We start from the raw sequence: 25,222 nt of genomic DNA, 5'->3' as shown, positions 1-25,222 counted from the left end.
CTTTTCCTTGTGAAAATCATATGAATAATGTACCTTTATATCCTAAGATTTGCAATTAATCTGTATCAAAAAAGCGGTGAGTAATTCGGTCAGTACGTAATTTATTCCGCAATATAATATTGAAAGTCAGCGATTTGAGAATGCAGTCCGATTCTCGTCGGATGAAAAAGGTAAAGTAGTCTATAGTTACAGCGCTTGGCAATTGTTTATGCCATCGCAGCCCCAATGTGTGAGAGTGTATCCCATTATCCCGTGCAACATTCTCGTCAATTATTCCAATTATCCGTCCTGAAAGGTTCAGCCGGCAAACCGGCTCCGTTTTGCAGGTTAGTCACGGCGACATCTGTAAAGGCGTACCGAACTGCCAGAATTGGAAAAGGTGTTCCGGCCGGTGCAATAACTTGAACCGTATTACCATGTATTGTTGCTTTAGCCAGCCTGAAAACATGATCGGTTCCCGCAATATAAAATACCTGGGCCAAAGACTGGTGGTCAAGGGTATTCAGCTTTTGTGCCGTACCTTCAAGATAATGTACGGTAATAACGGAATCGAGTACCGCAAATGATGCAAACTGGGGCCCGTAGCATTGGACGTTTTTCCTGTATGTTTCTTTCAAGGCCAGCAGCGCCAGCCGTTCGCCAACGGGCTTTTTATTTCGGGGATGATGATTATCCAATTCACCAACATCCATTGCAACCGCCATGCCGGTGCCGGGAACCGACCGGATTTTCGCCTGCGCTTCTCTGAATTTCGCATAAACAACGGGGGCAGTCTGAGTGCCTGAGGCAAGAATGTTCGCATACTCTTCTGTAAATGGCGCCAGCTGGACATAATAGAAAGGGAGCTGGTCCTTGTTAAACTTGGCCCGCCAGCCATTTATCAGCGCAGCATTGAGCCTGGCATAGTTGTCTGGGGCGTCGTTTTTATTGCTTTCCCCCTGGTACCAAATAAAACCGCTTATCGAAAGATTCGTTAAAAACCGGATCATTCCTTCGTATAATGACGAGCTGCCGGAAAGGTATTCAGCGGCTAACACAGGATCGCTTTTTATCGTTTCTACATTTGCCCAATATTGGCAGCAGGAACCGTTGACGGCAGCAACAATGATTCCTACAGGTATATTCAGGTCTTTATGAATCTTTCGTGCAAAGTAATACGCGACCGCACTGATGTTGCCCGCTGTTGCCGGAGAGCATACTTTCCACGAAAAGGGGGAGCCCGTGGACATCGCAGCATTCTGATATTCCTGGACGTCGAGCACTCGTATCGCAGGATAAGCGGCCGCGGCGATCTCCTCCCTGAAATTGAGCACCCCTTTAAATGGCGAAACGGAATCCAGGGGCATGACCATATTGGATTGTCCGGAACATACCCAAACATCCCCGATCAGGATATTGCTGAAAGAAATATCGCCGAATCCGGACGCTTCAAAAACGATGGTTTGGGGCCTGCCATCCGCCCCGCCGACAGGTACTTCAAGGCGCCAGTTCCCGGTTGAATCAGCAGTTGTCTGCATTCTCTTTTTGTTCCAGGTTACTTTGATCTTTACTGCCAGGTCCGGCGGAGCCTGGCCTGACAATTGCAAAGGTTTACCCCGCTGGATAACCATATTATCTGCTACCATTTTGCAAACGGAAAAAGTGGCCGGTAAGGCCGCCCCTGCCTGTCGGCGCGGCTCTGCCCGGAGCGGGTATACCATTGAGGTCAATAACGGGATCGTGATAAGAACGACGATACTGAAAAAGCTGTTGTTAGGGCTTATTCTTTTTAGATTTCGGCCGGAAAATAGTTGACAAGGCATAAAGGATAAATTGTGAAAGGTTGGTTAAATATTATCGGCAAAAAGTGCCGGGGAACAAACGTTCTGTTGGGCGCTACCAAAATTCAATCCATCCGATTGAGTTGTATGAACCTCCGGACCGGATTCTGCATCTTTTTTTGCTGTTTTAAATATACATTTTTTCTAAAAGAAAACATTTTTTTTTTCAGCCTTCAGTTTTTGCTTGTATTTATTTATTGATAAAAAAAACTTGCAATTTTTATTTTTAATATTTATCTTCACTAAACAATACAATAACCTGACCTGTCACTGATCTATTTGTTGTATTCCAGGTGTTATACATAACTTTTTGTTACGATATACAATGGAGAAACTAAAGCCCTTAATCACGTTATTGATTTTTATTTTTCTTGTTGCCTGCAGTCATAAAAATATGTTGCGGCAAACCGGCGACAAAGAACTGACGGTACAACTGGCGGATATTTCCAGCCCTGCTGTGGCAGGGGACCTTAGTTTTGCAGCGCGGATCATTCCGGACAGGGAAAAATTCGGAACCAGTTTAAAACGGTCGAAAGAGAATTTGTTATACCGGATGGATAGCTGCTTTTATCTTCAGAAGGGCGCGGTAAAAGTTTATTCGCAGTTAACCCAAACCGTGGCAAATGGCTTGTCAGTTAGCTTTGATTATCTGGTTACTTTCGACATTGATCATTTTGACGAACAAAAATGGAATTTTATATATCTTGATAAATACCTGAACAAAAAGAAATATACGATAAAACTAACGGACTGAGACCTTAACAAAACTTAACCTAAGCTTCCTATGGCAAAATACTTAATCCATAGAAGAAAAATTGCAATAACGCTGCTCCTCATCCTGGGGATAAATCTATTATTGCCATGTTTTTCCTATGCGCTAACCAGCGGCCCTGCGCAACCGGAGACCAAAGGGTTTCAGGTCGCGACCGTATCGGATATGGTAGACCTGTCTTCAGGGGGCTTAAAATACAATATTCCTTTGCTGGATATTGATGGTTATCCCATCAACCTGAGTTACCAGTCCGGTTCCGGCATGGACGATGAAGCCAGTTGGGTTGGCGAGGGCTGGAGCTGCAATCCAGGGGCGATCAACCGGCAAGTCAGGGGTTTACCTGATGACTTCTCCGGTGATGCTGTTGAAACGGACCATTATGTCAAACCAAAAGTAACCGTAGGCGGCAGGTTGACCGCAAAAACCGAAGCTTTCGGGATCGCCCACGCCAGCGGATCTTTTACTTTCGGCATCTTTAACGACAATTATACCGGTATCGGCGCCGAACTTGGCGTAAATGCCGGTATCTCCATTTCGACGCCAAATGACGGGCTTTTGACCGCAGGATTGGGGGCCGGGGTATTGTCCAACACGCAATCAGGCGTCGACGCCAGCATTTCACCCTATGTTTCCATGTCTGTAAAAGCAAATGCCGACGATAATTTTACGATTAATTCCGGAAGGTCCGCATCTTTTGGTTACAATACCCGGGCAGGGCTGAAAGGGCTTACTTTAGGTCAAAGTTTCGGGGCATCAAATTATGACCAGGAATTCAATTTTAATACACTGGACTGGGACCCGGAGTCCGGCAGTGCAAACTACAACGTTGCCGGCTCTACGATTACCTATAACACGGAGCCTATATCACCGACCATTAAGATCCCCTACTCATCCACTTACAGCTCCTTTAGTTTTGACGTCGGCGGCGCTGCTGTCGGTATATTCGGTTCCCTTGGAGGCACCGGCTATCAAAACGTACGGCAGGTACAGAATATTTATAACATCAAACCAGCCTTTGGTTTTTTATATGCAGAACGTGGGATCAACAATCAGGACGCGGTAATGGACTTCTTTCGTGAAAAGGATAACCCGATGGTCCCCGGCATTCCGAATATTGCATTGCCGGTACATACGCCCGATATCTGGTCATTTACCAGCCAAACGGGAAGCGGCGAATTCCGGCTATATCGCGGCGGGTCAGGCGCGTTCTTTGACAACCAGGAGGCAGATGTCACCAGTTCGTCCACCCTGGGCGGTGACCTGGGATTCGGGGCCTGGTTTCACGGCGGCATCACGAATTATAACCAGAATGGCAAAACAACTACACGCAAATGGACAAATAATAACAGTTACCTGCCAAATGGCGACTTTCAACAGGACAGCACCACCAATCCGAAAGCGGAACATGTGTATTTTCGGGTGATCGGTGAAAAAAACATCGAAGACCAGGATATGGATAACCGGTTGGCCGGTACCCAGCCGCTGGAAGTGAACATACAGGGGATGTCTGCAACAAACGCTTTGCGGAAGACCGGCAATCTTTACGGTACGCCAAATGTGCCCGTCAATTCACCAATCGCCAAAACCTCCCTCAGGCCAAACAGGACGGTGATCAGCTACCTGACCGCTGTAGAGGCCTCCAAGGGTGGCCTATATAAGCTGATTAATAATTATGCGTTTATTAATACCTCCGGAGTCAACATGCTGCTCCCCTCGCCGGTCCCGCTCTCCAGCCTTCCCAGGTTCGATTCGACGAAAGTGGATTCACTTCGCATTCATAAACCACATCATATCTCCCAGATCACTGCTACCGATGAATCCGGTAAAAGAATGGTATATGGGATTCCTGTATATAATATTTCGCAGGATGAATATTCCTTTGCGATAGATACCGGCGGACGGGACACGGATCACCTGGTCACCACGCCGCCCGGCATAACCAGCCCTACAGGCGACCCGAACGGTATCGATCATTATTATCACCGTGAACGCAAACCCGCCTATGCCACCAGCTTCCTGCTGACGGCGATCCTGTCGCCGGATTATGTCGATAAGACAGGGGACGGCATCACCGATGACGACCTGGGCACGGCCATCAAGTTCAATTATTCCAAGGTCAGCTATCCTTATAAGTGGCGCACGCCTTACCTCAAAGCGACGCCGAACCGATGCCTGCTTGCCGACCCTGACGATGACAAAGGAAGTATCGTGTACGGCAAAAAGGAGATATGGTATATTCAATCCATCGAATCAAAAACAAAGATCGCGTATTTTATCACCGCTAACCGTAGTGATGCCCTGGGAGCGCTCAACTGGCAAAACGGGGGCCGCGACCTGGCCAATGTGCAGAAATGCCTTGTTCAGATCAGGCTTTATTCCAAGGCGGATATGAGCAAACCGATCAAGATCGTCAAATTTCAATACGATTATTCTCTCTGCCGCGGGGTAAAGAATTCAGCTGACCTGGGCAGCACCGATCCCACGAAAAGCGGTAAACTTACGTTAAAACGCGTTTACTTTGAATATGGAAACTCAACAAAAGGCATGTTTCACCCCTATGTTTTTCAGTACAACACGCAAACTAATGGTGGCCACATAACACCCGGGTATGGTAATTTACAAACCGACCGGTGGGGTATATACAAGGATCCTTCAGAAAACGCGAACAAACTGGATAACGAGCAATATCCATATGCTGATCAGAACAAAGCCAAACGCGACTCGGCAAGCGCCCTTTGGCAGCTCAGCCAGATCACCCTGCCGACCGGCGGCTACATCAATATCACCTACGAATCAGGCGATTATGCCTATGTCCAGAACCAAAAGGCCATGGCGATGACGCCTATCGAATCGTTGATCTGGAATTCATCCCAACTAAACGATACTACCAGAAAGCTGACTAAACAAGTACACGGGCTCCGGCTCGATATTCGCACCGGTTCACAGCCCCCATCGGACGGTGTGCAAACACAATGGTTTGAAAATACTTATCTGAACGGATCGGCCTATATGTATACCAAGCTTTATGTGAATATGATGACGCCAAATGACATCAGCGGGAACACGCTGCCTTACGATGCCGTGCCGACGTATTGCCATATCGACACCGTAAAAGTCGTCTCCGGCCACGCCAGCGTGATCTTCACGCCGGTCACTGCCGGGAGCGTCACGGCAGGCCCGATCAGTATCTGCGCCTGGCAGCGCATGAAAAATGAGTACCCGCGCTACGCCTACCCGGGTTTCGAAAACCGTATTGCCACACAAAATAACAGTGTACTGGCAGCAGTATCCGCTATTGTCAACGCGGCGAGGAACCTGAGCGAACTACGGGAAGGGTTCTACGAAAAAGCCGACTCGCGTGGCTACGCCAGCCAGGTTGTCCTCGGGCAAAGCTATGTAAAGCTTGTCCAGACCAATGGGTTTAAGCTAGGCGGTCCGGCGCGGGTGAAGAAAATACAGATCTGGGACAACTGGAAAAGCGTTAATGCGAGTTCCGCCAATGTCCCCTACGGGCAGTCCTATACCTATACCACAACTGATAATGGTCAAACCATCAGCAGCGGCGTAGCTGCTTACGAGCCCTCTGTCGGGAACGACGAAAATGCCCTGAAACAGCCTGTACCGTATATGCAAAACATTAAAGGCGCGATCAATAATTATTTTGACCTGGAGACGCCGTTTGGCGAATCTTTTTACCCGGCGCCTTCGATCTGTTACAGCAAAGTGACGGTAAATGATCTTGACCAGACCGGCGCAGCATCGAAGTTGACAGGCTCGATCGTTAATGAATATTATACCTTTAAGGATTTCCCCGTCGTGGTAAATGTTTTGCCGCTGATCCCTTCGCCTGAAAGGAACGGGAGTTATTATTCACTGACCAGGAGCAACAGCGATGATGAACTGTGCTATTCCCAGGGCTATGCTATTCAGCTCAATGACATGCAGGGCAAGACGAAAGCAACAACGGTTTACGACCAGGCAGGCGCCATCATTTCAGCGACCCAATATTACTATTCATCACAGAATAACGGCGGGACAATGTCCCTGAATAATAAAGTCAATGTAATCGATCCTGCAACAATGCTGGTCACACCGAAAATATTGGGTCAGGACGTGGACTTTTTTACTGATTTCCGCGAGCAGGAAACCAGCAATACCGGGCAGACCATCAATGTTGGCGGCGATATTTTCCCGGTGCCCTTCTGGCCGTTTTTCGGGCTGCCGCATTTACCGGTAAATGACAATGACGATTACAAGCTGTTCCGTTCGGTATGCGCAGTGAAGGTTATTCAGAACTATGGCATACTGACCAAAGTGGTCAAAACAGAAAACGGTTCGACCATCGCCACCGAAAACCTGGCCTTTGACCAGATGACCGGTGAACCGCTCATCACCCGTACCCAAAACGAATTTCAACAGTATATCTATTCGGTCAACATACCCGCCTATTGGGTATACACGCGCATGGGGGCCGCTTACCAGAACCTGGGTATCGTATTGAGCGGCTTAAAAACAAATACCAACGGCGAACTGACCAGTTTTACGACCTATCTGCAGGCAGGCGATGAGATCCTGGATACCGGTTCAGGGAATATGTACTGGGTGATCAACAACCTGGCGGCGTCGGGTTCCGGTACTACGATGAAGCTGATCGACCGGAATGGCATTCTGAAAACAGGGTACACTTTCCCGTCGCTTGTTAAAGTGGTACGATCCGGGTACAGGAATATGCTGACGGCGAATACCTCATCGCTGGTGACCTTGAGCAACCCAATTACGGCAGGCAATCAATTGAACCTATTGTCTACGGCAAACCTTGCAGCTCTTAAAGTGATCAATACTTCGGCGACGACGTTTGATGAGAGTTGGGGAATGGCTAAACCGAACATTGCAGTTAAAAATACGTCTTACGTTTTTACAATGTGGAAGGGCGATACAGATACGCTTTATTGTCATAATGGAGCGTTAATTCAAACAGTTTCTCCGGGAGATACGGTATTGAGGACAGACACCCTTTGGAAAGGGTCGATAAACCACAGAGCTGGAATATGGTTTGCCGAAGACCCACTTGCTGATGTAGACAACTGGATGGGTTTCGAGACCTGTCTGAATATTACAATTGCAAAAACATATTTCTTCGGATATGCAGCTGACAATGGCATACAAGTGTTTCTGGACGGCTCACCCACACCCGTGATCACGGCAGATACCGCCTCACAATCATCCTATAGCTATTGGCATATAGTGCCTGTTAGTCTCACATCTGGAAGCCATGTCATTAAAGTTCGTTTCATGAATCGTGGGAATGCCGGTGACCCATATAATCCCGCCACGGCAGGACTCGAAATATATAATAACACAGCAGCTACATTGTTAAACCCTTCACTTACGATTGACTCGTTAAAAATCATTTTCTCGACACAAAGCCTGAAAGGCATTCAAAATATACAGAGCTTCAGAACCGTAGACAGCAATGAGGTATACCATTTTACCCAATGTGGAAGTCCAATGCAAATTTGCACGCCTAATTTTCAAACCACGATCAATCCCTATATAAGCGGTTTCCTCGGCAACTGGCGTCCATTCCAGACCAAAGTTTTCCAGCAGAACCGGAACTATTCCTTTGCCGGTGCAATGACCAGCGCCGCGATCACGGTAAAAAAGGCGGGGTATCTGAAAACGTTTTACCCCTACTGGTATTTCAATACCGGCGCGAAGAAGTGGGTATTGAATACCAACGGCACCTCCTGGGTGACCGCGAATACGGTCACATTGTATGATAAATACGGACAGCAACAGGAGAACGTCGATGCGCTCGGTCGGTTCAGCGCCGCTAACTTTGATTTCAACGGCGAGTTGCCTGCTGCCGTGGCTTCCAACGCCATGAACAGGGAGATCTATGCCGCCAGCTTTGAAGACAGCTATTTCGTGCCGGGCAGCGGTACGGCAACCGATACCTGCAACCGGCGTGAATTTATTGAACCTGCCACCGGTAAAACCATTAAACAACTCGCTTCGAATATGACAGCGCACAGCGGCAATTACAGCGCTTTGTTACCTTCGGATGGCGTGACGCTTTCAACGATCATCGACACACTGCATCAAAAAGTAAACCCTTACCTGGGTATTGATGCATCAAAACAGTATATAACTCAAACTACCGCCGGCCTTTATCCCAACGGCTTTGAGCCCTACCCCGGCAAACAATACCTGTTTGACGCCTGGGTGCGGGACGGCCGTCCGACCGACAAAAACGTCAACCTGTCGCTGAGCATTAACGGGAATACGGTTCCCCTGAAATGCAAAGCCGTTGTAGAAGGCTGGAAATTAATAGAGGGTACCATGAACCTGGCGACGCTGGGCCACGCCCCTACGCTGAATATTTCCATACTGCCGAACAGCGGGTTCACCATTTATATCGATGATATCCGGATGCACCCCTTCCAGGCGCTGATGAAAACCTATGCCTACGATGCCCGGACGATGCGCCTGATGGCAGAAATAGATGAAAACGGGTTTGCCACTTTTTATGAATACGATGACGAAGGGTTATTGATAAGGGTTAAGAAGGAAACTGAAAAAGGGGTCATGACGCTGAAAGAAAGCCGGTCGACCTACAAAAAAAGCAATTAATCATTCAGGAAATGGTCGAAAAAAAGTACATACTAAAAACAGGTTTGATCATGTTGCTGCTTTCAGCGGCCTGCCGGGGTTATGGGCAGACCGGCAAAGCTGTAAATAGTGCGCCGGTTAACGATACCCTTAAAACCTTTAAAAAGTTGTGCGACCAGATAAAGGACTGTCGTGGCGATTACACGCTGGCAGGGGTGATCAATATTGCCAACCCCACCAATCCCGCACTGGAGATCAAAAACGTCGTCTTTTTGTTTTCTAAGCATGGCGATCAGTTTTACTACCGGCTGGGTACTACGGAAACCATTAACGGCCAGGGGGTATATCTTTACATCGACCACCAGAACAAAAACATCATGATGTCTGCCCAAAAGCAGGTGAACTACGACCAGGGCCCGCTGAAACCGATCAATGTGGACGAGACACTGCGGTCGGAACACTATGCGTTAACCAGCCTCATCAGGGGCGATAACCAGACCATTTCGCTCGTCAATGAGCACCATATCAGTTGTAAGCAATATGCCATCACCTTTGATAAAAACACGCTGAAGATAAAACGCCTCTTTATGCGGCTGACGGACGTGAGGGACCCGTCGAACAGGAATACAGAAGAGGTGGTGGATGTTCATATCAGTCAATGGGACCGTTCGGCAGCCTTAGGCAACTATTTGACCAAAGACAAAGTGATCAGGACGATTGGCGGAAAAACGCGGGTTACAGAAAGTTTTAAAAACTACCGGTTGACCAAAATGTAAAAGCGATGAAAAAAACAGCACATCTGTTGTTATTTATAGTTGCGGGCCTCTTTAGCCTGGCAACAGCCCCGCGCTGTTATGCAAAAACCGATATTTACCGGGATTCGCTGGCGGGGCCGTTCACCGCAGGCCAAACTTTTACCGTGCAGGACCCCAATTATGCCTTAAGTGGAGTAAGCCGCAGAACGGTAAGAAATACCGTCGCGCTGAACCTGTTGGATAATGTATATATCAGCACCAGTTTTACTTATTCAGTCAACTTCACGGTCGTTTATTATACTTATACGGCGCCCACCACACCCGTTACCGTAACCACAACGCTGGCGGTGGGCTATACGCCGGGTCAGGGCGCCAAATACAGGGGACTGGCAGTATATTCTCCTGCCAACGCCTGGAAAATGCAGGTTACGATCAACACCGTTACCGGTAGTCCGTCGGCCGGTTCCGTGCAACTGAGCGGCGAAATTGTAATCGACCGGATTTACCCTTTCACTGCATCCACGCCGATTTCGCCGGTTTATACCCCGGCAACAAACGGCAGGCAGATGAACATTGGCTGGACAGCTTTGCCCGGTGCAGACGAATATGATGTGGAGTGGACGACGATCAATGATGGAAATGACCACTGGACATTCATCAATACCAACATGAACAACCCGGACACGACGACCGGGATTCTGGATACACTGGCTCAGGTGTTCATCAATAATACCAGCCGGCTTACCCAAAGCAGCACAGCATGTATGTTATCGTTAATGTCGACGGACAGCCTGCAGCTGGTGCGGGTGCGGCAGGTGCGATATACGGCCCTTGGAATACGGCAGGCAGGCAACTGGGATTATTCCAGTAATTTAACCCCATATGCGATCGTTAAACTGAACTGGAACGAACCCTTGATCAACTGGCAGTATTCTGCAGCCTATGCCGAACAGGGCAAAAAAAAGGAGGTGATCAGCTATTTTGACGGCACGCTGCGCGGGCGGCAAACGGTTACCCTTAATAATACGGATATGGTAGCCATTGCGCAGGAGAATATCTATGATTACTTTGGCAGGCCATCTGCCAGCATTCTGCCGGCGCCTTTCAAGGAAACGGGCGCCGCTTACCTGCATTTTATCCCCAACTTTAACCTGGCACATACGACAACGCCCTATGCCTATAAAAATGTAATTGGCACCACCGCAGTGGCCTGCGAGCTGAACCCTGACACGCTGGATAACATTGCCGGCGCTTCGAGATATTATTCAAAATACAACCAGTTTATTACGGCCAACCTTGATAACCGGTATATACCCGATGCGGGCGGCTACCCGCTCTCGGTGACGCAGTACACGAACGATAATACCGGGCGCATCAAATCTCAGGGTGGCGTGGGGCTGGCCTTCCAGCCGGGTAAATCAGGATCGCCGCAACTGAGCAAAACCACCAGGTATTACTACGGCAAGCCGCAGCAATGGGAACTTGACCAGTTATTTGCCAATGATGCGGGTTATGCCGAACATTACCTAAGGAACATGGTCGTTGATCCGAACGGGCAGATGAGTATTTCTTACCTGAACGCCAGCGGGAAAACGATTGCTACTGCGCTGACGGGGACTTCACCCAGCACCGTAGATACCTTGCCGTCCTATATCCGGCCGCAGCTGACCAGCACCCGCCTGCTGAAACCGACCGACTTTACCTACGATGCGACCGCATTAACCTTTACAGCGAACACGACCTTCCTGGCCTCTGTAGCAGCCACCGATACCCTGAAGTTCAATATGCAGCGGTTGATCGACTATTATCCGGGCACATTTAAGATCTGCAGCAATTGCAGCTATCACCTGACCACAAAAATAACGGATGACTGTGGCAGCCCCGTGGCTTCTTTGGACACGGTTGTAGGCTCGCTGACCGCCAACCCGGCTGATACCACACGTTTCAATAAAACGATACTTACACCGGTGGGCCATCCCGGCGAATACAATGTAACGATCCGCCTGGCATACGACCAAAATGTGGTATATGCTTATGCAGATGCCTTCGTGGCCAAAAGCCTTGACAGCGGTTACCTGGCAAAGCAATTTGATTACATTAAAAAACATTACCTGGACAGCCTTAAACTTTCCGGCTGCTACCAGGATTGCCACACCTGTGAGCTGACCATTGGTACGTCCTCAGATTTTGTGGCCATGCTGAAAACACAATTTAGTGCGCTGGGCGCTGACACCGCCAGCTCTACCGTCGGCGCTTTCAGTACCTGGGCGGGCGGGCTGTATACACAACTGAAGAGCCATTGCGATTCGATCAGCGCGACCTGCTCGTACCCATCGCCCTGTGCGGGCGAGGAAACACTGATGACGGCCGATGTGTCGCCAGGCGGTCAGTACGCTCTTTTTGCCGACAGTACGGGTAAACGGCTGGAACCGGGCGCGAACGCAATTGCCGATACGCTGGCGGGCAATACTGTAGCTAACTGGAGGATTATCTTCCCGGTAAAACCAAAAACCGATACGGCATACGTTCACCACCAGTTTACTTTGCCTGACGGAACGGTCACCTCGCCCAATGATGCGACCTTTACGCTCGCACAGCTGATAGCGTATTGGAACCCCTCCTGGGCCGGGGCATTTGTACGCTACCACCCCGAGTATTGCCAGCTGCAGTTTTGCCAGCACCACCAAGGCTATTACAGCTGGGACGAACTGATGCAACAGGACATCAACACGGCGGCCCAGGTGAATATTCCAAATGGAACAGGTACGATCCATTATGTGGACACTGCCGCTGGGGACTGGTTGCTTGCCGGTGACCCCTTTTTCAAGACCGGAGGTGCAGGCCAATCCTATAAAGCCGCAATGGACAGCGACCTGATGTTTTATTCAAAGAGGGTTTTGGGCTTTGCGGCGACCGTTCCAAATAAAGACCTGATGCAGTATAAAGATTACAGCCTGTATTGCCAGGATGCCAGCGGTAATATGAATACTTATCCGTCCCCACCGAACAACTGGTACTGCACGCCAAATGCCTCCTGCCGTGTGCCCGACAGGGGATGGACCCTTTACCGCGAACTCTATTTTTCGGCCAAGCAAAAATATTACAATAAATTGATCGCCGATACCTGCGGCAGCAAGTGCGCCGTGGGACAACCCATCGGCAACCCTTTCCCGGGGAACTGCCCGCTGGTTACTGATTTCAGTGTGCAGTTGAATACTGACACCACCGTTACGCCATGCACCGGCAAGCAAACTGTAGCGGTGATCCATAACCCGGGCACGCTTACTTCGGCAGTTGCCGTTACGCTTTACTATCCGCCGGGAACCACGGGCCTTACAACTACCGTTTATTTCAATACAGGCGACTCGAAAAAAATCATCTGTGTACCGAACGGAATCCCGGTAAGCGCCATCAGGGTGAACGCGGTGTATTGCGGTGGCTTACCGAAATATGGCAACGACCCGACCTGGGTGGTGCACGTAAGCGATTCAAACGGCGGAACGCTCAGAAATGATTGCAGCCTGGCCACCTTTGTGCAACGCACGACCAGTGTGATCCTTGAAAACAGCAGCGGCACGCCAGTTAATGCCGTCAACCCGGTGACGGTCACTATTAATTTTACCGAAGTGCCATGTTCCGGCTCTTCATTTACCATACCGCGTACGATTACTATACAGGCCGGAAAAGACACGGCTTCCTACAATTATCCTGAACGGCTAAGCTGCCCTTCCTGCCACTATGGGTACCTGTCTCTCGACGGGGCTTGCATCAATTCGCTGACCAATGCGAGTAACGTAAGCAGCACCATGGCCAAATGTTCCGGCTATACCTACAGCAATCCGCAGAAACCGGCGCCCGGTCCCTGTGATACCGCGCTTGTCGTCAAATCGCCACGTTTCCCTGCGATCACGCCTGGCATCACTGGGCCGATAGATAGCTTGACGACGTTGGCGGACAGTTCCAAACTGATCAACCCAACCAAAGCAGCGATACAACAACAGGCAGGATATCTGCGCAGGGACGGCGCAAACCTGGATCAGCAGCCTGCAGGCGGGGCTCAATGCAGCCGGGGCTACTCCGGCCACCATAACGAGTCTGCGCAATGCGCTGATCTCGATTTGTTCCGCCGGCGGCGATCAGACACACCCCATGGGCGCCAGCACATTGCCGCCGGGGGTGACCGGAACCTACGCGAACTTCGGGGCGGCAATAAAAAGTATCGTCCTGCATGGGGGAAGTTTCACGCCACTGCTTAACCCATGGCTGATTGATGCGCCATACCCGTATTCGGTTTACCAGCAGTCGGTACCGAAAACGATCAGCACCAGCAATACTTCATTATGTACGCTTATTACCCATCTTGAAAGCCTTGCCGGCGCTGCAGGACAATCATTATATGATTACCTGGTGGCTACCTACGGCAACGCCATGACGCTGAGCTCCGCCGATGTCACCGCGCTGCATAATTCCTGTAACAATTGCAAGTTCATGCTTTCGCATGACGTTACCCTGCCGGTTTTCCTGGACCCGGGTGCAACGGGTTGCATTACCCCTTCGGCATATGCGGCGGCAAAAGATACCCTTAATGCCCGGTTTGGGCGTACACTTTTGCCCACCGACGCCAACTATACTACCATCTTTGCCAATTTCATGAACCAGTACTTCGGCTTTTCCCTGGCGTATGACCAGTATGCCGCGTACGAAAGCAGCCATTCAGGGCTGTTGTGCAACCAGATGCCCTATGCCAGCGTAAATGCCGACCCTTATGATTGTGTAAAAAATCAACTCTCTACGATAGTGGCCAGCGGGCTGGTGGATTGGAACAACTACATCGCCACCAACCGGCAGGCCTTTATCGCCGATTATGAAAATACCTGCTCATTGGCGCAGGCCAGTGCGGGCCTGTCCTCGCTGGAGCAGCTGTACCATTACACCTTATACTATTATGACCAGGCAGATAACCTGGTGCGCACCGTGCCGCCTGAAGGGGTAAACCTGGTGAGCACCATGCTGTTCAATTATATCGACAAGGCAAGGGATGCAGATACCACAACAGTGGTATATCACGGCCCGGCGGTAAATTCCAACCAAACGGCGGCCACGGATACGCTTTCTGCGGTGCTTTCTGCGCCGCACGGTGCGGTGGAATTGTGGCTGTATAATGGCGGCACGCCGCGCTACCATTTTGTGGCAACCACGGCCGACAGTAAATACCAGTTCCAGGCGGGGATTGCCGGCGATACGCTGAGCGTGGATGTATGGCCGCTGGCGGGTTCGGCAGCCTGGCATTATAAAGCGGGCATCCGTGCCCTGCAGCCGCTGAACCCTTTTGCCATGGTGGTCTTCCAGGGCGATACGCTGGGGAAAGGGCCCGCCTCGCCACAGTTGTACCTGAACGGTACACGGTTAACGACGATTAAAACAGCCGGTGCCCGGACGGTAGTTCCTGACAGCCTGCAGATGCTGAAGCATATGCGCTTGTACCGGCACCTGCTAAGCACGTCCACAATAGCCAGGGATGTAGGCCAGTACTTTTTTGATGCGGCGGATAAAAACTATGCAGGATGGTTCCGCTTTAACGTGCCGGCGACGGGCAGCCAGACCACCGTTAACGACACTTCTACCAGGGAAACCGCTTATTATGATACCTATCCCGCCCATGGCATGCCCACGACGTATACCTACAATGGCACCAACCAGGTATCGCTGCAGCTTTCGCCCGACGGCGGCTATAACCGTTACTGGTATGATTTGCTGAGCCGGCTGGTGCTATCGCAGAACGACAAGCAAAACCCGCTGCATAATTACAGCTATACGCTGTACGATACCCTGGGCAGGATCAACGAAGTGGGCCAGAAAAACGGAGACACGGTTACCATTGGCAGCGCCAATTACATTTCGAACGCCAAACTGGCCACGTTCATGACATTCGGAACCAATAGCCAGATCACCGGTACCCATTACGATACGCCTATGGATACGCTGAGCGGGCATACGAACGGCATCGCCAGTATTTACACGCAAACCAATTTGCGTAAAAGGGTTGCCGCCAGCACCTATACCGAAACCCAGGGCAGCCCGGCATTGCGGGCGACCTATTACAGCTACGATATTGACGGCAATGTCACGAGGCTTTGGCAGCAACTGGACGGCCTTTATGTAAACAGTACGAATGCGGGCCTGAAACGGGTGGACTATGAATATGACCTGGTGAGCGGCAAGGTAAACTTTGTACGCTACCAGGACGGGCAGCCCGATGAGTTTTACTATGCCTACAGCTATGATGCGGATAACCGCCTTACCGGGGCGTTAAGCAGCAACCGGGCGGTGGTAGATACCTTAACGGGCAGCGTACTGCCGCCGAGCGTGCGCAGCCTGGATGCGCGGTATTACTATTACCTGCACGGCCCGCTGCGCCGGGTGGAGCTGGGCGATGACGGCGCATCGGTACAGGGCCTGGATTATGCCTATACCCTGCAAGGCTGGCTGAAAGGCGTCAATAGCGCCACAGGTGCCTCGTATTATGATATGGGGCTTGACAGTACGAAAGTGGCCAAAGACGCCCTTGGATACTCGCTGGGTTATTATCCGAATGATTACAGCCCGATAGGCGGTACTACTTACAAAGCCTTTACCCTGCAATACAGCCAGACCACCGGGGACATCACCGGGCAGAGCCTGTATAACGGCAACATCAGCAATGCCACCATGGCCATTAACCAGTTGGGTACCCCGGTGGGCTATACCTACCATTACGACCAGCTGAACCGCCTGAAAAAGATGCGGGAATATGCAGGCATCCACGGAACAACCTGGAGCAGGACTAATATCAGCCTGAATTACCAGGAAAACGTAACCTATGACGGCAATGGGAATATTCAAACCTACGGGCGAAACGGGGCATCGCCCACGGCGCAAACGATTGACAGCCTGACCTATCACTATCCGTTAACCAGCGGCAAATTGAAAAACAACCGGCTGAATTATATCCATGATGCCATAAGCAGCAGCGGTTATAACCTCGACCTGCGGAACCAGACCAATACCACCAATTACCGCTATGATGTTTTGGGCAACCTGATCTATGATGCGTACTCGGGCATTACCGGCAATGGTGGGGTGAACAGTATTACCTGGAGCGTTTACAACAAACCACTAAAAATTTATAAAGCAGGCGCCGACAGCATCACCTATGCCTACAATACCGCTAACCAGCGGGTAAGCAAAAAAGAACTGGGCATTACCACCTGGTACGTAAGGGATGCCCAGGGCAACCCGCTGGCCCTGTATGACAATATCCACGGCAGCACCAACTGGCGGGAACAGGATTTGTACGGCTCATCCCGTCTCGGTATGTGGATGCCGAATATTGCAGACGCAGGCAGCTCTATTTTGCCCTGGGACACGGTAGGTAAAAAACTGTACGAACTGGATAACCACCTCGGCAACGTAATGGCTACTATTAGCGACAAGCGATTGCAGCACAGCAGCAACGGCACCACTATCGATTATTACACCGCTGATATAACCGCAGCCCAGGATTATTATCCGTTTGGGATGCTGATGCCGGGGAGAATATATACTTTTGGTGGAGATAGTAGTTACAGGTATGGATTTAATGGAAAGGAGAATGATAATACGATAAAAGGCGTAGGCAACTCGCAGGATTATGGGGAGAGAATCTATGATGGAAGAGTAGGCAGGTTTTTGAGTGTTGATCCATTGACAAAATCATATCCTGAATTAACCCCTTATCAATTTGGAAGCAATAGTCCAATAGCTAATATTGATCTTGATGGCTTAGAAGCAAAGCTTGCGATAGCTGGTAATGGCGGTGAGCATACAGAATATACACCTGATGTAGTTGCTGCCTTTAAAGACAGGGCGAACAAACTGACCAAATTGAATTTTACACCTGTGCCAGTACATAACGGCCCTGGTATTATTTCTGCTTTCAAAGAAGCTACTAAAACCCAAGGTGGTATTACTGCTATTATAAGTTATACTCATAGCGGTGCGAATGGTTTGTATTTAGATGATAATCAAGGTTTTTATACTTCAAGTGTAGGAGGTGGTGTTTATGGCGCGAATGTTGACCAAATTGCCGCTGAGGTGAAAAAGGGGACTATCAAATTCAAATCAAATGCAATTTGGATATTTGCCAGTTGCAATGCCGGAAATGCTGATAATGTTATTGGTGGCCAAAAGGAGGGAACGCTCAATATTGCAAGAAATATAGCACTAACTTTAGGTATTAAAACTATTGGCGCAAGAGGTTATGTGTCTCCTGTCGAAAAAAATAATAAGGAAACAGGTTCTATATGGGCAGGAGCCTTTCATGGTGTAAGTTTCTCAAATATGGGCTTTATATTATTTGAACCCATAAAGACAACAACAACTAAAATAGTGCCTATGACAATATGGGGTATTCCCATTCCTTTTACTCATGTAAAAGAAACTGTAACAACGACCACGGTTAAAGAAACACCTATAGGAAATCCAATAGATCCAACTAAATATGTGCCACCACAATAAAAAAATTAAATTCTTACTGCTGTTTACAATGCTCTTTATTGGATGTAATCATTCAGCGCCTTCCGAATTGAGCAAAAATGGGAATAGCGAAATTATAATACAGAAAAAAAATTGTTTAGATGCGCTATCTGAATTTGCGGATACTTTAAAGGTAGATAATGTAGGATTGCTCAACGATACTAACAAAGAAAAAAATAACGTAATAAAAAACTGTCATTTAAAGGACTATAGGCATGAAATTAAAATGCAGTCAGCCATAGTATTGATTATGCTCAAATTTTATAACTATGATTTAAAACAAGGTTGGGCGCATGAAAGGGCCGCAGTTTTGGCTGATATGTCAAATCTTACCAACCAAATAATTTTTGAGTACGCTTATTTATATTATGGTAAAGAAAGATATTATACAGAAGATTTATATGTAGAAGATGTCATTAGCTTTATTAAAAAGAACCCCGTATTCCTAAAAAATTCGCAAATCAAAAAGCAGTATGATAATTCGTTTAAATTTAATAGAAAGAGATAAAATATTCAGCGTTGAAAGGAACATTACAACTTAGCTGTACAATTAATCCAACTGATTATGTTCCTCGCAAATAATAAGAACCTCTATATAATTTTAATGATAGTAATTCAATTACTTTATTCATGTCATGGGAATAAGCCAACGAACGTTGTTCGTAAAACAGTCAATTCAAATTCTTGCATAAATTCAATTAAAAATTATTCCGACACAGTAAAATTTGAAAAAGATATCAATTTGTATGATAAGCTCAAATATGAAAAAAAATTCTCTTTGGAAAACTGTAATACTGATCAGTTTAGAGACGATCCTGTGTTTCAAAAAGTGTTATTAAAATAGTTTTGAAAATTTATTTGTATTGTATTTCACTCGAAGAACCCAGAGATGACTTATTTATTTTCTATCGTGCAACAAATACAACAATAAAAACAATAGATGAATATATTTATATAATGAATGGTAAAAAGGTTCCTTTATACCCGGTAGAAAATCTGGAAGTAAATACGGTACGCTCTGTAATAAAGGAAAACAAAATATTCCAAAAAGATAAAGATATAATGAGCCTTTTAGATAGCTGTAATGTACAATTGAAAAAGATTAAACATATACAAAGACGATGAAAACCCTAACCCTGCTGCTATTCCTAAGCCTGGCCTTTACCGCCAAAGCGCAAACGCCAAAACAAGATACGACCTATAAAGCAAAGGTCTATGATACCCGTATAATCCGTTATCTGGCAGCCCCGCCGAAATCGCAACAAGCCAACCCGTATGCATTTGCCGATAGTGTAAAAACTAAAAAGACAGCCGTAAAACCGAAGAAAAAAACAAGATAAATGCAAATGATAAAGCCCCGTTAAGGGGCTTTGCTCGTTATAAATACGGTCTTACTTGACCAATTCCTGGATATGCCTTTTGGTGAGAAAAGCATCAATAAAAGTCTTGACCAGGTGCTTATCCTCGGGGCTTAGCAATTCTACTTCTTTAAATTGCTTTAGCAGTTCCCGGTCAGTTAATTGCGCTGCTATGGCCTCATCATGACTGCCGTTTATCAAATAATCACTTGTGGTATCCAATGCTGGCGCAAGCTTTTGCAGTACATCGGATGATGGTACGGATTTCCCTATTTCATACCGGCCAATCTGAATATAGGTCAGGCCCACCATCGCGGCCAGTTCCGCCTGTGTCAATTTTTTTTGATTGCGTAGTTCTTTTATACGATTTCCAATACCCATTTGCCTTAGACCCTCTAAGTTCAAAAATACGCAGAATGAAACATAAATAGCATAGCGAAATACAAATATGTATCATTTGCTTTTATGATACATATTTGTATTATTGTAATTAATATTGTATTGTAAAAATCCCATTATTGAATGAGTGTGTCGCCTAAACTTATTAAGGACAACCCGGAGCTATTATTGTACATAGATGGCAAGCTGCACATCACTGTCCTGGGCGGCATCAAACTGACCGGATTTGACCGTTTAAAGGTAACACTAAAGATAGTTTGTACCGATAAGAAGAAAAATGTCTTCCGTCATAACTTAGACCTGTACAACAGCATCCAAACCGAGCAACTGATCGAGAAAGCTGCCGATGCACTGGAAACCGGTACCCGTGAGATAATCACGGCCATCGCTGGCCTGACTGCAGCATTGGAAAACTACCGTTCTGACCGTTTGGAGGCCATGAAACCCAAACAGCCGGAAAAGAAACAGCTTACCGAAGCCGAGCGTAAAGCGGCCATTCAATACCTGAAATCAGCGAACCTGCTGGAAAGGACAAAGCAGGCCATCGGCCAAAGCGGCATCGTAGGTGAAGAAACCAACGCCCTGATCGCTTATCTTGTTTATACATCAAGGACCCGTGAAACACCATTACACTTATTATGCCTGGGCGCAAGCGGCACCGGCAAGACCTGGTTACAGGAGAAAGTTGGCGAACTCATTCCAGAAGAAGATAAGCTGGAAATTACCACGCTCAGTCTGAATGCTTTTTATTATTTCGGCAAAGATGAACTGAAATATAAACTGCTGCTGCTTGAAGATATGGACGGCGCGGACAATGTGCTATACCCGATCAGGGAACTGCAAAGCAAACGCAGGATATCAAAAACGGTCACCCTGAAAGACAGCAAAGGCAACCTGAAAACGATCACCCTGCAAGTGGAAGGGCCTGTTTGTATCAGCGGCTGTACCACCAGGGAGCAAATGTATGAAGACAATGCCAACCGTTGCATCCTGCTGTACATGGATGGCAGCCCGGAACAGGACATCAAAATTATGGACTACCAACGCAGGATGAGCGCCGGGCTGGTCGATCATGCCGGGGAAAAGAAAGTAAGGGAGGCTTTGAAGAACGTGCAGCGGATGTTAAAGCCTATCACCGTTAAAAATCCCTATGCCGTTTACCTCGCGCTGCCGGAGGCCGTATTCAAGCCCCGGCGTACCATGTTGTTATTGCTTTTGTTCATCGAAACCATTACCTATTACCACCAGTACCAAAGGGAACTGAAAACAGATAAGGATACCGGGGAGCAGTATATTGAAAGCACGACCAGCGACATACAGGCCGCTTTTTCCTTATTGGAAACCACCCTGCTTAAAAAGAGCGACGAGTTGAACGATGCCTGCCGCTCATTCTTTGAAAAACTGAAAGCCTACCTGAAAGAGCAGGATACCGAAACCTTTTACAGTAAGGAAGTACGTGCCGCGCTCAGGCTAAGCCCAAGCAGTTTAGGCCGTTACCTGTATGAACTGGAACGGATGGGTTATATCAAAATAGCGCGTGGCAGCCGCTACAAAGGCTTTGAATACAAGATACAAAGCTGGGATGACCTGGAAAACTTATCAAACGATGCGCAAAATATGGTCAAATCCATACTGGAAAATATACAATCCCTGCCAGCCGGGGTAACCCGTACCCCAATAGTAACCCAAAGTCCTGATGGGTTACATAAAGCACAGAAAACCAGTGTGAAAGAAGCAGTAACCCAGGTTAAATGAAAAACATAAGCCACCCTGAAAATACTGAAAGCGAAAGCCCTGCACTAAAGAACGCTACCTATATCCGTTTACAGGCAGGTTTCGGCGAGTGGATGCGCATATTGAACTTTGAACAAGGCAGCCAGCGAAGTATGCCCAAACTCCTGACCGGTTTTCTTTGCTTTCTGGAAAGGCAGGATTGCAACCAGGTTAGCCGGGTGCAGGAAACACAGCTATCGGCCTACCTCGAAGAATTGCAGGATAAAACAGGGCGCAACGGGCAGGGTTTGAGTTTGAACTATGTCCGCAAGCATTTACAGGTGATCCGCAAGTTCAGCCGTTACCTGGCCGAAACCGGGCAGGAAAGCTTTACCGCAAGCCTGAAGATCAAAGGCAAAAGCACCAATATCAAAAGCATACTGACCTTACAGGAGATTGGCGGGCTTTATAGTGCCGTACAAGATAATACTTTAGGGTTGAGGGATAAAGCGATGTTGGCACTTTACTATGGCTGCGGGCTGCGCAAGCAGGAAGGGATAAGCCTGAATACGGTTGATGTCCTGCTGGATAAAGACCTGATACACGTTCGTAAGGGCAAAGGTTACAAAGCGAGGTACGTGCCAATTTCCGGCCAGCAAAAGACCGACCTGGAAAACTATCTGAACTATGGCCGTCCCTACCTGCAAAATCTTCACCGGAAAGAAGAAGCTTTGCTATTGAGCCTCCGGGGACAGCGCATGAGCGGGGCCACAATGTTTGGGCGGCTGCAAAAACTAAAAACAGAGGCAGGTATTCCTAAACCTATCGGCCTGCATACCCTGCGGCACAGCATCGCTACCCATTTGTTGAATTCCGGTATGAAACTGGAACAGATCCAGCGGCTTTTTGTCTTCGCAGGGTCTCTTGAAAAGGACCCTGCGCTGGATGCTCAATTGAGGAAGTAATAAAATCCATTTTCAGCACTTCGGGCAGCCTTCAAATTAACTGTACAATTCGACGCAGGGTCGTCTGCGACAGACCCTGCTGGGACGAAGAGATCATCCATTTCCCGTTCACCGTCAAGTTTCGATTTTATACTATTCGGCATAAGTTACTCTATCAGTCTCTTTGGGTGTTAAAGCTACTTCATATTTGCAATTCCATTCTTTTATACTTTCTAGAATTGGCAAAAAAGCTAAGCCTTTTTCAGATAACTTATATTCTACCCTGGGCGGTAGCTCCTTATAGGCCAATCTTTCCAATAGTCCGTCTTCTTCCAACTCTTTGAGTTGTTCGGTCAGTACTTTCCTTGAAATGTGTGGTACTATCGCATCTAACTGACCAAAACGAATGGTACGGGTGCCAATTACATTTATAATTATCGGCTTCCATTTATTACCAATAGTGCCAATAGCTCTCGTAAACGGGCAATTCGAATTGCAAAATCTTTCGTCTTTCATATTTTAAAACTTTGTAGTTACCTATTAGTAACCAGAATAAACCATAATGGTTACAAATATAAACTATCGATAGTATCTTTGCGAAACAAATTTAATAATAAATTAAAAATGGATAAATTAAAAGATAAGGTTGCTGTGATTACAGGCGGTAATAGCGGTATCGGGTTTGGTATTGCTGAAGCATTTAAAAATGAAGGCGCTAAGGGCGTTATCGTCGGCAGAAACCAGGAGACCCTGGATAGTGCTGTGGCTAAGCTTGGAGGTAGTTTTATTGCCATAAATGCCGATGTAACCAACCTTGCCGACCTGGAAAGAGTATTTGCAGCGACAGCAGGAAGATTTGGTAAAATAGATGTGGTTGTAGCCAATGCTGGTGCCGGAACTGTAGGAACTGTGGCAACTATTGGCGAAGCCGACTTTGACAAAGCAATTGATCTGAACCTGAAAAGCGTTTACTTCACGGTGAATAAAGCATTACCCCATATGAATGATGGTGGTTCTGTTATTTTGATCGGGTCAAATGCTGCCCACCGGGCCTATCCGTCATTTACGCTGTATGGTGCTGCCAAAGCGGCTGTGATCTATTTGGCAAAAGGATTTTCAAGCGACCTTTTAGACAGAAAGATCAGGGCAAATGTGATAACACCTGGTACAACGGATACACCGGCGTTTGACAAGTTTGTTCCCGCAGCACAAATTGAAGGTGTAAAAAAACACTTTGCAAGTCAAATGCCGATAGGCCGGATCGGGCAACCATCTGACATTGGTAATACAGCAGTTTTTCTTGCATCCGACGATTCTTCGTTTATGCTTGGTGCCGAACTCCTTGTTGATGGTGGCATGAGCTATTTGGCTAAATAATTGATTTCACATTGGCGCGGGTTTACAAACGTGCCATTAAATAATTAAAATAATCTTCAAAATGAGTAAGTTAAAAACAAAGTAGCGGTAGTTACCGGTGCTTCAAAAGGAATAGGTGCAGCAATCGCAAAACATTTTGCGGCAGCAGGTGCAAAGGTTGTAGTAAATTATGCTTCCAGCAAAGAAGGCGCAGACAAAGTGGTGAAAGCCATAACCGATAACGGCGGTATAGCCATTGCCGTACAGGCCGATGTATCGAACCAAGCCGATGTAACCCGGTTGTTTAAAGAAACTGAGAATGCCTTCGGAACGATGGATATTTTAGTAAATAATGCAGTATTTCAAGGATATGCGCCGATTGAACAAATTTCGTCGGAAGATTTTCACCAGAGTTTCAACGTTAATGTGTTAGGGCCTGTATTAACTATCCAGGCAGCGCTGAAACTTTTCGGCGATAAGGGGGGAAACATTATCAATATCAGTTCGGGTGCAAGTAAATACCCTCTTCAAAATGCCTCGTTGTACTCTGCTACTAAAGCGGCACTGGATGCCTTCACAATAGCTTTATCTAAGGAGTTGGGTATAAAGAATATTCGTATCAATTCAATTTTGCCGGGCGCTACTGACACAGAAGGTGCGGCCAGTGCAGGCGTTACTGCCGGCAGTGAGTATGAAAAAATGTTTATTGCCAAAACACCGCTCGGTCGCAGAGGCCAGCCGGAAGATATTGCAAAGGCTGCTGTATTTTTGGCTTCGGACGATGCCGCCTGGATTACGGGCGAGCAAATTTCCGTTTCGGGTGGTATGTATGGTTTTTAAATTGATAAACTCAGGCTGATCGGGTTAAAATAGTCTGAAACACTTCAAGTCAATTAATAGTTGTAAATCCGCTATAGAATTATTCGAAATCGGAGCCTTT

The 25,222-nt window shown here is 47.5% G+C and carries 13 protein-coding genes and 1 pseudogene; 11 read left to right on the top strand and 3 right to left on the bottom strand.

Annotation, left to right across the window (positions count from 1 at the left end):
- Window positions 1-266: 266 nt before the first annotated feature.
- Window positions 267-1,625 carry a sialate O-acetylesterase gene (locus MgSA37_RS24875; RefSeq protein WP_157750727.1) on the bottom strand — a complete coding sequence of 453 codons (1,359 nt, stop codon included), beginning with the start codon at window positions 1,623-1,625 and terminating at the stop codon, window positions 267-269.
- Between the two features lie 520 nt (window positions 1,626-2,145).
- On the opposite strand from MgSA37_RS24875, the gene MgSA37_RS24870 reads away from it, so the two are divergent.
- The 7 genes from MgSA37_RS24870 to MgSA37_RS24830 all read left to right on the top strand — a co-directional run bounded on the left by MgSA37_RS24870 (window position 2,146) and on the right by MgSA37_RS24830 (window position 19,852).
- Complete coding sequence (locus tag MgSA37_RS24870) at window positions 2,146-2,574, top strand: hypothetical protein (RefSeq protein ID WP_096356074.1); 429 nt, start codon at window positions 2,146-2,148, stop codon at window positions 2,572-2,574.
- A 30-nt stretch (window positions 2,575-2,604) separates the two neighbouring features.
- Window positions 2,605-9,225 carry a hypothetical protein gene (locus MgSA37_RS24865; RefSeq protein ID WP_096356072.1) on the top strand — a complete coding sequence of 2,207 codons (6,621 nt, stop codon included), beginning with the start codon at window positions 2,605-2,607 and terminating at the stop codon, window positions 9,223-9,225.
- An 11-nt stretch (window positions 9,226-9,236) separates the two neighbouring features.
- Entirely contained in the window at window positions 9,237-9,980 is a 744-nt protein-coding gene (locus MgSA37_RS24860) for a hypothetical protein (RefSeq protein ID WP_096356070.1), read from the top strand.
- A 5-nt stretch (window positions 9,981-9,985) separates the two neighbouring features.
- Window positions 9,986-14,215: a hypothetical protein gene (locus MgSA37_RS24855; RefSeq protein WP_096356068.1), complete on the top strand. Its 4,230-nt coding sequence runs from the start codon at window positions 9,986-9,988 to the stop codon at window positions 14,213-14,215.
- Window positions 14,109-18,494, top strand: a complete 4,386-nt coding sequence (locus MgSA37_RS24850) for an RHS repeat domain-containing protein (RefSeq protein ID WP_096356066.1) — start codon at window positions 14,109-14,111, stop codon at window positions 18,492-18,494. Before MgSA37_RS24855 ends, MgSA37_RS24850 begins: the two co-directional genes overlap by 107 nt.
- On the top strand, window positions 18,478-19,020 hold the full coding sequence (locus MgSA37_RS24845; protein WP_157750726.1) for a hypothetical protein: 543 nt from the start codon (window positions 18,478-18,480) through the stop codon (window positions 19,018-19,020). The genes MgSA37_RS24850 and MgSA37_RS24845 overlap by 17 nt, the downstream gene beginning before the upstream one ends.
- Window positions 19,021-19,633: 613 nt before the next feature.
- Complete coding sequence (locus tag MgSA37_RS24830) at window positions 19,634-19,852, top strand: hypothetical protein (protein WP_096356058.1); 219 nt, start codon at window positions 19,634-19,636, stop codon at window positions 19,850-19,852.
- 51 nt (window positions 19,853-19,903) lie between these two features.
- Here the strand turns inward: MgSA37_RS24830 and MgSA37_RS24825 are convergent, their stop codons facing one another.
- Window positions 19,904-20,251, bottom strand: a complete 348-nt coding sequence (locus tag MgSA37_RS24825) for a helix-turn-helix domain-containing protein (protein ID WP_096356056.1) — start codon at window positions 20,249-20,251, stop codon at window positions 19,904-19,906.
- 147 nt (window positions 20,252-20,398) lie between these two features.
- On the opposite strand from MgSA37_RS24825, the gene MgSA37_RS24820 reads away from it, so the two are divergent.
- Together MgSA37_RS24820 and MgSA37_RS24815 are read left to right on the top strand one after the other, a co-directional pair.
- On the top strand, window positions 20,399-22,024 hold the full coding sequence (locus MgSA37_RS24820; protein WP_157750725.1) for a hypothetical protein: 1,626 nt from the start codon (window positions 20,399-20,401) through the stop codon (window positions 22,022-22,024).
- Window positions 22,021-22,947, top strand: coding sequence for a tyrosine-type recombinase/integrase (locus tag MgSA37_RS24815; RefSeq protein WP_096356052.1), 927 nt, complete (start codon window positions 22,021-22,023; stop codon window positions 22,945-22,947). Before MgSA37_RS24820 ends, MgSA37_RS24815 begins: the two co-directional genes overlap by 4 nt.
- 132 nt (window positions 22,948-23,079) lie before the next feature.
- Here the strand turns inward: MgSA37_RS24815 and MgSA37_RS24810 are convergent, their stop codons facing one another.
- Window positions 23,080-23,442, bottom strand: a complete 363-nt coding sequence (locus MgSA37_RS24810; protein ID WP_096356050.1) for a winged helix-turn-helix transcriptional regulator — start codon at window positions 23,440-23,442, stop codon at window positions 23,080-23,082.
- A gap of 108 nt (window positions 23,443-23,550) precedes the next feature.
- Between MgSA37_RS24810 and MgSA37_RS24805 the strand changes: the two genes are divergently transcribed.
- Together MgSA37_RS24805 and MgSA37_RS24800 are read left to right on the top strand one after the other, a co-directional pair.
- Window positions 23,551-24,303 (top strand): SDR family NAD(P)-dependent oxidoreductase, encoded by a 753-nt coding sequence (locus MgSA37_RS24805; protein ID WP_096356048.1) that lies wholly within the window; start codon window positions 23,551-23,553, stop codon window positions 24,301-24,303.
- Between the two features lie 84 nt (window positions 24,304-24,387).
- Window positions 24,388-25,122 (top strand): annotated as a pseudogene (locus MgSA37_RS24800) (SDR family NAD(P)-dependent oxidoreductase); the annotation flags it as partial.
- Between the last annotated feature and the right edge of the window lie 100 nt (window positions 25,123-25,222).

The organism is Mucilaginibacter gotjawali, from assembly GCF_002355435.1.
GTDB classification, from domain to species: Bacteria; Bacteroidota; Bacteroidia; order Sphingobacteriales; family Sphingobacteriaceae; genus Mucilaginibacter; species Mucilaginibacter gotjawali.
Note: the sequence above shows the minus strand (reverse complement) of the source record. Positions and strands in the feature narration are given on the sequence as shown.